The organism is Mucilaginibacter sp. OK283 (assembly GCF_900110415.1).
Lineage (GTDB): Bacteria > Bacteroidota > Bacteroidia > Sphingobacteriales > Sphingobacteriaceae > Mucilaginibacter.
The window spans coordinates 165,654-179,367 of sequence record NZ_FODR01000006.1 but is presented as its reverse complement, the minus strand read 5'-3'; the positions used below and the strand labels follow the sequence as shown (position 1 = coordinate 179,367).

The following is a 13,714-nucleotide window of genomic DNA, read 5'->3' as shown; positions in this document are numbered from 1 at the left end:
TAGTTTAGTATATGATGTAGTAAATGTTAATATTGAATTTTAAATACCGCTGCTTGTTTTAATCCTGATTGCGTTTGCAAAGACGAAGGTATAGTTATATTTGCCACACCCTCATTCAGGGTGTATTTAACTTTTGCGTTAACACCCAACAAGCTTATTTTTTTCACTTTGCTTTTACCTGTCAGGTGCAAAGCAATTTTTGCAGGCAGTACCACTTCATCCTGGTCTTTTGGTGCCAGTATAAAAGCGTAAACGCTATTACCCGCTTTAGTATAGTAGGTATTTCCCTCAGAGTATGGCGCTATAGCCATCGAACTATAAATACCTTCACCGTTAATCTTCATCCAGTCGCCAATTTGTTTAAGGCGACTGTAAGCCGCTGGGTCCCAGTCGCCATCGGGGCCGGGGCCAATATTCATAAGTAAGTTGCCGCCACGTGAAACAATTTTCACCAATAGGGTTACAATCTCATTAGCCGATTTATAATGATCGCCCGGCACATAGCTCCAGGAATTGCCCATGGTAATACAGCTTTCCCAGGGATGATCAAGGGGTACATCCGGTACCTGCTGCTCGGGCGTGGTATAATTTTCATATTGACCCGCCACGGTACGGTCAACAACTATCAGGCCTGGTTGTTTAATCCTGGCAGCTTTGGCAATTTTCGCCATATCAATATCCTGATCATACGGAATGGTACGTTGCCAGTCAACAGCGGCATCAATTGTGTTTTTTGGCCGCACCCAGCCGCCATCCAGCCATAAAATGTCAACTTTGCCATAATCGGTCATTAATTCCTGGATTTGGTTAAAGGTAAAATCTTTAAACTTTTGCCAGCGATCCGGGTATTTAGCCGGGTCGTAGTTCACATTCCTGTCTTTAGGCGGAAAATAAGGCCACCAGTAATACTCCGTATTCCAATCGGGCTTTGAAAAATAAGCCCCGATCATAAAATTTTCTTTGCTAAAAGCACTAAAAACTTCTTTGACCACATTACTGCGTGGGTTAGTTGAAAAAGGTGTTTTTGTACTGGTTACTTTATAATCTGTTTGTTTTGTATCAAACATGCTAAAGCCATCATGGTGTTTAGTAGTAAATACTACATATTTCATCCCGGCATACTTGGCCGCTGCCACCCATTTTTCGGGATTGAATTTAGTTGGGTTGAAGGTTGTTTGTAAATTTTCATAGGCTTTTTTATATCCGTTATAATCGGCGCCATACGGTCCGCGGCGCTGCGTCCACCCCTCATCTTCGGGACAGATACTCCAGCTTTCAACCACGCCCCACTGACTATAGGTACCCCAGTGCATAAAAAGTCCAAACTTAAGCCCCTGCCATTTATGAAGATTTTTTTGCACCAGCGAGTCATCGGGCACTACATAATCTTTTGACATATTATGTTGCTGCGCCATGATATTGCCCAGGGGCAAAAGGAAAGAGATAAAAACCAACAGTTTTTTCATTTATATATGTATTTTTTGTTTCTTTATAAAATAACCGATTTAAACGCCCAAAAAAACAATTCTGATAATATCCAATAAAAACCGGGTAAAATCCGGATATTTTAAGTGTATTTTTATGAGTAATAAATTAACAATAGCCCTACTTAGTGTATTAGATACAATAGCGAACTCAGGGTCAAAAATGTTAAAAAAGTATTAATATCTTATCATATCATCTTATTTAACTTCAGATATGGAGTTAAAATGTCAATTTAACATTTTAAAACACTCTAAAAATGGCCTTTAAACACCTTATTGACAACTTTATGAGCCAATTTGCCTACACACTAAGTAAATAAATTTTGAGTTAGATGAATTTCTGATTAAAAAGTTGTCGAAATTAAAATAAATGCTTGTTTTTGTTATCAAATTGTTACATTGCATCGCGATAATTGTTTTGTGCAACACTTAACTATTAAACTATTGAAAATTTCTAAAACAGATACTTCGGGTTTATGGAATCAGGTTTGTTTTAATGATGACATTAAAGCATTTGAATTATTGTTTCATAATTTAAACACCCGGCTTATTAAGTTTTGTATTTTTTACATACGCCAGAAAGAAGCCGCAGAAGACATCGTATCTGATGTATTTATCAAATGTTGGGAATCACGTAAAAGCCTCACCGAAGTTGCCAATCCCGAAACCTATTTATTTGTAGCGGTTAAAAATCAATCGTTCAATTATCTAAAAAAATTCTCCAATATCCACCTTGTACAGATAGAAGCTTCAGACGAAGTTGAATTTGTAAATACTTTTGATCCCGAAAAGGAATTAGAACGCAAAGAACTTCATTTTTTATTAGATAAGGCTATCGCATCTCTCCCTCAACAGGCATGCATCATTTTTAAATTAATTAAAGAGGATGGCATGAAATATAAGGAAGTGGCCGAAATTTTAAACATATCGCCCCGTACGGTACAAACTCAGCTTTTTAGGGCGATGAAGAAATTAAGCATCATTCTTTCGGCGCATCAACTTGCATCTAAATCATCAGAGAGGGCATCTTCTGACCATGACATCATGGGGCTTTCGTTGTTATAGGAATTCTTTTTAAATTTTTTTTCAAAGCTTGTAGGCAATTTTAAAAAAACTATTGTCCTATCTAAAAACAAGCCCGCTTTAGGCGAAAAAATGGTGAACGAAAGGTTTATTGAACTGTTAACAAAAAAGCTCTCGGATGAGATGAATGCAGCAGAATTGGAGGAATTCAATTTTTTGCTTGCAAACGATGAGGCTTGCAGGCAGCAAAACACTTTTTTTAAAACCTACTGGATAAAAAACGAGGAACTGTATTCAAATACCAACCTGATGTTTCAGCGCATCGTATCTAAAATTGAGGTACCTGCAACAGAAATACAACAACAGGATAGTGAGGCGACCGGCGAGCGTTTTAAAACCCGCCGCATGATTATATTTTTACGGAGCCTGGCAGCGTTGTTAATAATCGGGATTGGTTTATCTGCTACTTATTATTTAAAGGCTTACAATCAAAAAAGCTTTGCGTTAGCCGATTTTCAGCAGAAAAAGACCTCAAGCCGCGTAAAATCAAAAATTTACTTAAGCGACGGAACTGTAGTAACATTAAATTCCGAAACTACTTTAAAATATCCATCATCATTTACAGGGCCTACGCGAGAGGTTTACCTTAATGGTGAAGCTTTTTTTGATGTAGCCAAAGATCATCAGCATCCTTTTATAGTACACGCGGGCAAAATGAGCATCAGGGTTGTTGGTACTGCCTTCAACGTGAAATCGTATAAAAACGATATTGCGAGCGAAACCACCCTTATCAGAGGTTCCATTGAAGTTACCCTGGCCGACAGGCCATCGGATAGGATTATCCTTAAACCAAATGAAAAGCTTATTTTAAAAAGCACTACGTTTAAAAGGCATACCATTAACCGTAATTTGGTGGCGCAAACTCCCGATACTGCAAAAACAAGCTACGCGCTTACCAACCTTACTTACTTAAAATCAAATGACACTACTGTGGTTGAAACCTCGTGGGTAAATAACCGACTGATTTTTAAGGACGAGGACTTTTCCGAAATTGCCAACAAAATGGAGCGCTGGTATGGCATCAAAATAAACTTTAAAAACACAGATGCTAAAGACTATCATTTTACCGGTGTTTTTGAAAAAGAAAACATTTTGCAAGCCTTAAAGGCACTGCAAATGATCGAACCATTTTCATACAAGTACAAAAATGAAACCGTATACATTTATTAACCTAATACAGACAATAAATAAGCCTATGACATAAAGAAAGCTTTACATACCACAAAAAAAACGGGAATTACCAGAGGTAACTCCCGCGAAGATGAAGATCTGTTAGTTAATCATGCAATGTTCTCTCGAACAGAACATTGCCATTTAATCAAGTCACCTTTAATTAAGTAAAAGTATGAAATATTTTAAACACCCAAAGGGTGTAAGAGATAACTATTGGCTATTTAAGTCCATATTAATAATGAAATTGACATTTATTTTAGTAGTAGCCTTTAGTCTGCAATCCATTGCAAATGTCTACTCGCAACAAAAAGTCACGTTTAACATAAAATCGGCAGATTTTAGTAAGGTTATCTCTGCTATTCAAAAGCAGACTAACTACCACTTCGTTTTCAGCGAGCGTAAAATCCCATCAACCAAAAAGATAACGCTTAATGTACAAAACGAAGAGGTTACGTCGGTTTTGAATAAGCTTTTGGCAAACTCCGACTTTACCTACACCCAACTTGAAAACAACCTGATCGTTATCTCTCAAAAAAATGAAGTTGTAAATGCTGCGGTTGTAAAAGGTAAAGTAGTTGACGAAAACGGTACACCGGCACCTGGCGTTTCGGTAAGGATTAAAGGAACAACCACAGGCACTATAACAGATGCCAATGGTAACTTCTCTATCAATGCCCCAGCCAACGCTGTACTTATTTTCTCTTTTTTAGGTTATGAAAACCAGGAAGTGCCAGTTGGCGGCAAAACAGAGCTATCTGTAAAACTAACCGTTTCTGCTAAAAGCCTGAACGAAGTTGTAGTAACAGCTTTGGGTATCAAAAAAGACCAGAAAAAATTAGGTTATTCTGTAACTACAGTTGGCGGCGCTTCATTGGATAAGGCAAAAGAAACTAACGTTGCTTATTCACTGGAAGGCCGTGTTGCCGGTTTAAGTATCAGTGGAACAAATGGCGGTCCTGGTTCTTCTGCCCGTATCTTACTACGTGGTGTAACTAGCGCAAGCGCAGGTTCTCCATTATTTGTCATCAATGGTGTACCAATGGACAACACCCAAAGAGGCCAATCTGGCGAATGGGGCGGTGCTGACTTTGGGGATGGTATTTCAAACATCAACCCTGACGACATTGAAACTATGACGGTACTTAAGGGTCAGTCGGCATCTGCTTTGTACGGTACACGTGCCGTAAATGGTGTTATTTTAATCACAACTAAATCTGGTAAAAAGAATTCGGGGTTCGGTGTTGAATACAATACCAACTACCAAATGGATAAAGTTTATGATAACACAGACTATCAGACTCAATATGGCCAGGGTTTAGGCGGTGTAAAACCAGCTAACGCCAATGATGCATTGAATTCAACCCGTTTTGCCTGGGGTGGTAAATTAGATGGCTCACAAGCTATTCAATTTGATGGCAAACAGTATGCTTATTCAAAAACAAGCGACGATTATACTAAATTTTACAGAACCGGTAACACATTTACTAATACTGTAGCCTTAACCGGCGGCAATGAAACCGGAGCTTTCCGTTTATCAATGTCTGATTTGAACAACCATGCTATTACTCCAAATAGCGGTTTAGATCGTAAAACATTCAACTTCAACGGTTCGCAAACTGTAATTAAAAACCTGGACATTAACCTAATTGCAAATTACATCTTAGATAACTCTAAAAACCGCTCTGGCTTAAGTGATGGCCCTGGTAATCCAAACAACGTACAGTTTTTGGCTCCAAACATTGCACAAAGCATTTTGGCTCCTGGCACTAACGCAAGTGGCAACGAGTTGGGTTGGACAGATGACCCTTATGTTACCAATCCTTACTTTGCAGCATACAATTTTGTTACTAACACAAAAAGAGAGCGTTTAATCTCGTCTATATCTGCAAGATATGCTATTACTCCATGGGCATATGCCCAAGGCCGTGTTGGTTACGATAAAATAAACGACAACCGTTTAACCATTACCCCTACCGGTACTGCTTACCTAAGCAATTCTAATGGTTCGATGCAAACCCAAATCAGCAGTATCACTGAATTTAACGCTGACGTTTTGTTAGGTGCAAAGCATGATATCGTAAAGAACTTTTTAAATCTTGATTTATCTGTGGGTGGTAACATTCGTAAAAATAACTCATTAGGTACTTATATTAACGCGAATAACCTGATCATCCCTTATTTTTATGATTTATCAAATGGAAATACGAGGGATAGTGGTAATATAGACGGCGGTGTATCATCCCTGCAAGTTAATTCTGCCTACTATACCGCTGATTTCGCAATCAAAGACTTCTTGGTGTTAAGCACAAACGGTCGTTATGATTACTATAGCTCTATATCAAAAGCTGTAGGACCTGGTATTTTTACCCCGTCAGTATCAGCTAGCTTTATCTTCTCTGATCTTGTTCACATAGATGGGTTAGATTTCGGTAAAATCCGTGCTTCTTACGCGCAAACAAGTAACAGTGCACCTACTTATGCTAACCAGGTATATTATAGCTTGGCAAACTCTATTAATGGCAGAGATTATTTAACAGGTGCCGCACTACCAACCGCTGTTAAGGCTGGTACCTTTGCAGATCAACTACCAAACGTATTATTGAAGCCATTCACCTTAACCGAATTTGAGGTTGGTACAGAGATGAAATTCTTCAATGACCGTTTTGGATTAGATGTAGCATACTTTAATAAAAAGACGAAGAACGAAATCATTAACAGCACTATAGACGTTTCAACCGGCTACGCGCATGCCTATATCGCGACTGGCTCAAACCGTAACAGAGGTATCGAGGTTGAATTACATGGTACTCCAATTAAGATGAACGACTTTAGCTGGAATTCATCTTTCAACTTTACTTATGTAAAAAACAAAGTATTATCTACAGACGCAACCGGCCAGAACTTAGGCTTAGGTACATACCGTCCGTTAAACGCATCTACTGCATTCGTAGTAGGTATGGATGGCCCGCAAATTTTGGCATACGATTACAAACGTGATGCTTCGGGCGCTATTATATACAAAGATGGTGTTCCGCAACAAGGTGCATATAAGCCTTTTGGTAGTGTTGTACCTAAATTTTACGGTGGTTTTAATAATGATTTCAGTTACAAAAACTTTAATCTTTCGTTCCTGATCGATTATCGTTATGGTAACAAAATATTGTCTGCAACAAGCTATTACAGCATTTACCGTGGTTTAAATAAAATGACCCTAAATGGCCGCGAAGGTGGTATTGTTGGAGCGGGTGTTGACGCAACAACCGGTGCTGCAAACACCAAAACTGCAACTGCACAAGCTTACTACCAGGCTTTAGCAACCGTTTCTTCTGTAAACGTTTTGGATGGCAGTTTTATTAAATTACGTCAGGTATCATTAGGTTATTCTATACCAAAAACAATGATAGCTAACACACCTTTCAATTCAATAACACTTTCATTGGTTGGCCGAAACTTATGGACCATCATGAAACGCAGCGACAATATTGATCCTGAATCAAATTTCGCTCCGGGTATTAACTATGCCGGTATTGAAGGTACAAGTGTGCCAGCTGTGAGGACTTATGGTTTCAACCTAAACTTTAAACTTAAAAAATAACAAAGATGAAAAAACGACTTATATATAGTTGCCTAATTGTAGGTGCCACCTTTATAGCGGGTTGTACTAAAAACTTTGATGCAATAAACACCAATCCTACAAAAGTAAACGGCACTCTTTTCGATCCTAACTTTTTGATGTCACAAGCACAAATGAAGTTTGCAAACACAGGTTATGATCAGTTATTATATCAAAGCATGTGGTCACAATCGTTGGCCTCAACTTATGACTATTATAGCAATGGCGATAAGTACGTAGCCTCGGGCAGTAATGATAGTTACAAATCACGTACATGGAATACCAGCTATGGTGCGGTAACCCTTATTGATGAGATGAAAAATCTGGTTGCCGGTAAAGCTGCATTAAGCAATCTTGATAATTGCGGCACTATTTTACGTATTATGATGTTGGAGCGTGTTACCGATGCATACGGCGATATTCCGTATTCGCAGGAAGGGCAAGCAAAAACAGGCGTTACTACCCCTGTTTTTGATACTCAACAAGCTATTTACACTTCTATGCTAAGCCAGCTTGCTACTGCAATTCCTGCTCTTGACGCAAGCAAGGCTATACCAACAAGCGATCTTTTCTACAATGGTAATATCACTGAGTGGAAAAAATTGGGTTATTCTTTAATGCTAAGAGTAGCTATGCGATTAACCAAGGTAGATGCCGCTACAGCAAAAAAATATGCTGAAATGGCATACACAGGTGGTACCATGACTTCAATTGTTGACAACGCCCGTGTATATGCAGAAGATGCCAGTGGCAACAGCAACAGCGATGCCAACGCTTTGTTGGTAAAAGATGATTTTAGAGAAGTACGTTGGTCAAACACTTTGATCAGTTATATGAAGGCAAATAATGATCCACGCATCAGTGCTATTGCCGAGATATCAGCTGGAACGGGAAAGGCAGCCAACGAAACATTAGCAGCAGGCATTAATACCGCGAGTTCGCAGTTTGGTATGCCAAACGGTTATGACTTGAAAGGCGGGGCAACTGATATTTCAAAAGCTCCGAATTATCCTGGCGCATCTCCGGCTGCTTCTTCATCTGATTCACCAGCTCCCGACGGCAAGTATTCTCGTCCACGCTTCGCAGTTTACGACCAAAAAAATCGTTATAACTTCATTCTAACTTATGGTGAAACTGAGTTATTGCTGGCCGAAGCTGCTTCATATGGATGGTCTACCGGCGTTGCTGCCACTCACTTTGCAAACGCCATTGCTGCAGGTATGCAAACTTTAGGCCAGTTTGGTGCTACTGTTGATGCCGCTGCAATCGCTACATATGTAGCCGCTCACCCATTGGTAACAGCTACGGCCCTTCAGCAAATCAATATGGAGTATTTTGTTGAAACATCTTCAACTTTTAACTTCAATGAAACCTGGGCTAACTGGAGAAGATCAGGATATCCTGTTTTAACAGCAGTTACTTATCCAAACCAGTTCACTTCAGGTACAATTCCGAGAAGAATGCCGTACCCGATTACTTTGCCGGCAACCAACGCAGCAAATTATGCTGCTGCCGTTGCAAGATTAACTGGCGGAGATACTTTCTCTGCTAAAGTATGGTGGGATAAATAAAATTTAATTTTCTAACAAACAGGGAGGCAATATTGCCTCCCTGTTTGTTTTTACTACCGCTACATTGTTTAACAATCTTTTTAGAACTGTGTACCCAAAACATGAGTTTTAATTAAAGTATTTATGTTCCTGTTTAATTCATATTTCTTAAAACGGTTTGTAGGTTTACCCGCTTTAGCAACTGTTGCGTTTAGTTTTTCGGTGCTTCCCTCCTATGCCCAGCAGCCTTTATTCAATTTATTGAACAGTAAGGAAACCAATATAAAATTCAGCAACGATATCAACGAGACCGAGTCGCTTAACGTGCTGTCATACGAATATTTTTACAATGGTGGTGGCGTAGCGGTTGGTGATATCAACAATGATGGCCTGCCCGACCTGATGTTTACCGGGAATATGAAGCCGAACAAGCTTTACCTTAACCAGGGCCACATGAAGTTTAAGGACATAACCGATAGTGCGAGCCCTGATTTGGGCGGCCGGCCCGATTCCTGGAAAACCGGTGTTACCATGGCCGATGTTAATGGCGACGGATTACTGGATATTTATGTATGCTACTCGGGCAAAACTGATAACGCCACCCGGAGCAACCAGCTATTTATAAACCAGGGTGATAACAAATTTAAAGAGCAAGCGAAAGAATACGGCTTAGCCGACCCGGGATACAGTACCCAGGCTGTGTTTTTTGACTATGATAATGATGGCGACCTGGACATGTTCCTGCTGAACCACAATATTAAAAAGATTGACAACATGGAACTGGCCCGCTATAAAGATCAAACAGATGATCTGGCCAGCAACAAACTATTCCGCAATGATAACGGGCATTTTACCGATGTATCAAAAGCAGCCGGGATAGTACAAAATCCGCTCACCTTTGGGCTGGGCGTAGCCATTGCCGATATAAACAAGGATGGATGGCCCGATATTTATGTAACCAACGATTACAACGAACCGGATTATATATACATTAATAACCACAACGGTACTTTTGCCGAAAAATCAAAAGAAATGTTAAGGCACATGTCGCACTTTTCGATGGGTGTTGATATTGCTGATTTTAATAATGACGGCCTGCCCGACATTATGACCCTTGATATGCTGCCCGAGGATAACCATAGGCAAAAATCACTTCAACTGGAAGAAAACTACGAGTCTTTTGCACTGATGCAAAACCAGGGACTTTACAAACAATATATGCGTAATATGCTGCAGCTAAATAACGGCGACGGCACATTTAGCGAAATAGCACAGCTGGCCGGCGTATCAAATACCGACTGGAGCTGGTGCCCCCTTATTGCCGATTTTGACAACGATGGATACAAAGACATCTTTATCACCAATGGATATTTAAGGGACTACACCAATAAAGATTTTTTACGTTACTGGGGCGATTATAAGATAAAAAAAGCAATGGCCGGCGAGCCATTCCGCCTGATGGACCTGGTGATGGCCATGCCTTCAACCGCCGTACCCGATTATATTTTCAAAAACAACCATGACCTTACCTTTACCAATAAACAGGTTGAATGGGGCCTCAATCAGCAAAATATATCAAGCGGTGCCGTATACGCCGACCTGGATAACGATGGCGACCTGGATCTTGTAGTAAACAATATCAACCAGCCGGCATCCATCTACCAAAACACCAGCCGCGAGGCTAACAACACTTCGTACATTGCGGTAAAATTGAAAGGTACAGGCAAAAACACTAATGCCATAGGTGCTAAAGTAAGCGTGTATAACGGTAAAAATATCCAATACCAGGAGGTAAACCCAAACAGGGGTTATTTGTCAAGTGTATCAACCACGCTGAATTTTGGCTTGGGAGATCTGAAGAAAGTTGATTCTATCCGGGTTACCTGGCCAGATAACTCCACCCAGTTACTAAAGGATGTAAATGCCAATCAGTTGCTCACCGTTAAATATGATCCAAGCGGAAAATTTTCCGGGCAAACTACCGAAATTAAGAAAACCATATTTAAACGCGCCGAGCCCGTTATTGAATTTAAACCTGAAGAAATTACACTGAACGATTTTAAACGCCAGTTATTGATGCTGTTCATGTACTCCAAAACCGCGCCGGTTATTACCAAAGCCGATGTAAACGGTGATGGGCTGGAAGATTTATTTATAAGCGGCGAAAAGGACAGCCCTGGCAAAATATACCTGCAACAGGCCGGCGGCAAGTACCTGGCTAAAGACATAATTCGGGGCGGCATAGATAACATCGGTACAACAGCGGCAGCCGCTTTTTTTGATGCCAACGGCGATGGCAAAGCCGATTTGTATGTTGCAAAAGGCGGTTATTCGTTGTATGAACCCAACACTGCCGATTTACAGGACGAACTTTATATAAACGAAGGTAATGGCCGGTTTGTGCTATCGCCTACTGCCCTGCCGGTAATGAATGCCAACAGCAAATCGGTAGTAAAAGCGTGCGATTTTGATGGTGATGGCGATTTTGACTTGTTTATAGGTGGCCGTATAATACCGGGCCAATACCCTCTGGCACCGCAAAGCTATCTATTGGTTAACGACGGCAAAGGTAAGTTTACCACCGCCGCTGTACCATTTAATAAAATTGGCATGGTAACAGATGCCCAATGGATTGATCTGAATAATGATGGCCGCAAAGACCTGGTTTTATGCGGCGAGTTTATGCCGATAACCATTTTCATCAATACTAAAGAAGGTTTTACCGATAAAACCGCAGATTATTTTAATACCCCGCAAAAAGGATTCTGGAACAAAATTGCCTTTGCCGATGTAAACGGCGACGGCAAACCAGATCTGATTGCAGGTAACCTTGGCCTAAACACTCAAATTAAAGCCACAGATAAAGAGCCTGCCGAAATGTATTTTACCGATGTGGACGGCAACGGTTCTATCGACCCGTTTTTCAATTTTTATATCCAGGGTAAAAGCTATCCATTTGTGAGCCGCGATGAGTTAAACGAGCAGATTTACCCTATGCGCCGCAAATTTAATTCGTACAAAATGTATGCGGATGCTACTATTAATGAAATTTTTAGTACCGATAACATGGCCAAAGCCGACAAATTGAGCATTAATAATATGCAGACAACGGTGTACCTCAATATTGATGGCAAATTCGCTGCAATATCCTTACCAACAGAAGCCCAGTTTGCCCCTGCCAACCAGATTCTGACAGGCGATTTTGATCACGATGGGCATACCGATATTCTTTTGTTAGGTAATCACTCGGATAATCGCCTGAAAATTGGCAGCATTGATGCAAATTATGGCTGCTTGCTAAAAGGCGATGGCAAAGGCGGTTTTACATATGTAGATCAGCCGACATCGGGCCTGTCGGTTATAGGCGATGTAAAATCGGCAGTGGAGGTCAACATCAACAATACATTATATTTACTGATAGGCGTAAGCGACGGGCCGCTTCAATTTTATAAAGAATAATGAATTACTTAAAAAAATCGCTCCTGATATTTTGCGCGTTTATAACACAACAATGCTACGCTCAAAATACTAATAATAATTACCCTGATTATTTGCAGCCAGATCATGCAGTAAACGCGGTAACCATGGTGATGTTGCATGATGTGGTTGGCCCTCCTGTTGCCGCACGTTATTACGCTTATGTAATGCTGGGTGCCTATAATATTGTAGCCGCCAACAATAAAAACATCCCCGAACTGCAAAAGTTCATCAAAGACTACAAGGCCAACAGTACCCTGGATACCATCCACATAAAATACGACTATAAAATTGCAGCTTTTTACAGCATCCTGGAAACTGCCAAACTACTGCTGCCATCCGGATTTATGATGACTGATGATCAGGATGCCTTTGTGCAGCTACTAAAAAAAACAAATGTAGATTCAACCATCATTCAAAACTCAATTAAAGTAGCAAAGTTGGCCTCCGCCGCCTCTGTCGCGTTTTCAAAGACCGACCATTACAGCCAGCTGAGTGCACTAAAGAGATATACCCCTATAAAAGACGAAAGTAAATGGTACCCTACCCCGCCGGGATATTTTGAAGCCCTGGAGCCCAACTGGAAAACCATCCGCACAATGGTGATAGATTCGGCCAATCAATACAAGCCAGCCCCATTAATCCCATTTAGTAAAGATACCTCATCGGCATTTTATAAACAGGTAAAGGCGGTTTACGATGTATCAAAACACCTTTCGACGGAGCAGATCAACATTGCCTTGTTTTGGGACTGTAACCCATTTGCCATCACCACATCCGGCCATATGGCAATCGGCTATAAAAAGATTAGCCCGGGTGGTCATTGGATGCATGTAACTGGTTTGGTAACCCGCCAGGCAGGGCTTGATTTTGACCATTCTATCGAGGTAACAACCTTAGTGGGTGTTACGCTAATGGATGCCTTCATCAGCTGTTGGGAAGAAAAATTTACCAGTAACCGAATCCGGCCGGAAACTTTTATTAACCGGTACATGGATGTGAAATGGCAGCCTGTTTTACAAACCCCTCCTTTCCCGGAGTACACCAGCGGGCACGCCGTTATCTCGAACGCATCGGCCGAAATGCTAACCTATTTACTGGGCGATAATTTTGCCTATACCGACAATACCGAGATTCCTTTTGGCAGCGGCCAGCGCGATTTCAAGTCATTCCGCCAGGCAGCAGCAGAAGCATCTATGTCGCGCTTTTATGGCGGCATCCATTATATGCAAAGCATAGAAAATGGCAACGCACAAGGGAAAAAAGTTGGAAACGCCATTATCACCAAAATAAAAAAAGCTGGTATATTGCCACTTGTTAAATAAGACTCATCT

Annotated in this window: 7 protein-coding genes; 6 read left to right on the top strand and 1 reads right to left on the bottom strand. The window is 40.7% G+C overall.

Features of this window, described 5'->3' with window-relative positions; genetic code table 11:
- Positions 1-26: 26 nt before the first annotated feature.
- A complete protein-coding gene (locus BMX56_RS15815; protein WP_090649953.1) occupies positions 27-1,466 on the bottom strand; it encodes an alpha-L-fucosidase in 1,440 nt (479 codons plus the stop codon).
- Between the two features lie 462 nt (positions 1,467-1,928).
- Between BMX56_RS15815 and BMX56_RS15810 the strand changes: the two genes are divergently transcribed.
- From BMX56_RS15810 to BMX56_RS15785, 6 genes are all read left to right on the top strand, one after another.
- Entirely contained in the window at positions 1,929-2,549 is a 621-nt protein-coding gene (locus tag BMX56_RS15810; RefSeq protein ID WP_177183835.1) for an RNA polymerase sigma-70 factor, read from the top strand.
- A 90-nt stretch (positions 2,550-2,639) separates the two neighbouring features.
- On the top strand, positions 2,640-3,737 hold the full coding sequence (locus tag BMX56_RS15805; protein ID WP_090649948.1) for a FecR family protein: 1,098 nt from the start codon (positions 2,640-2,642) through the stop codon (positions 3,735-3,737).
- Positions 3,738-3,978: 241 nt separating this feature from the next.
- Positions 3,979-7,335: a SusC/RagA family TonB-linked outer membrane protein gene (locus tag BMX56_RS15800; RefSeq protein WP_177183834.1), complete on the top strand. Its 3,357-nt coding sequence runs from the start codon at positions 3,979-3,981 to the stop codon at positions 7,333-7,335.
- Between the two features lie 5 nt (positions 7,336-7,340).
- Positions 7,341-8,924 carry a SusD/RagB family nutrient-binding outer membrane lipoprotein gene (locus tag BMX56_RS15795; protein WP_090649944.1) on the top strand — a complete coding sequence of 528 codons (1,584 nt, stop codon included), beginning with the start codon at positions 7,341-7,343 and terminating at the stop codon, positions 8,922-8,924.
- A gap of 123 nt (positions 8,925-9,047) precedes the next feature.
- The gene (locus BMX56_RS15790) at positions 9,048-12,362 is read left to right on the top strand and encodes a VCBS repeat-containing protein (protein ID WP_090649942.1); all 3,315 of its coding nucleotides are present in this window, start codon (positions 9,048-9,050) and stop codon (positions 12,360-12,362) included.
- Complete coding sequence (locus tag BMX56_RS15785; protein WP_090649939.1) at positions 12,362-13,705, top strand: vanadium-dependent haloperoxidase; 1,344 nt, start codon at positions 12,362-12,364, stop codon at positions 13,703-13,705. Before BMX56_RS15790 ends, BMX56_RS15785 begins: the two co-directional genes overlap by 1 nt.
- Positions 13,706-13,714: the final 9 nt, after the last annotated feature.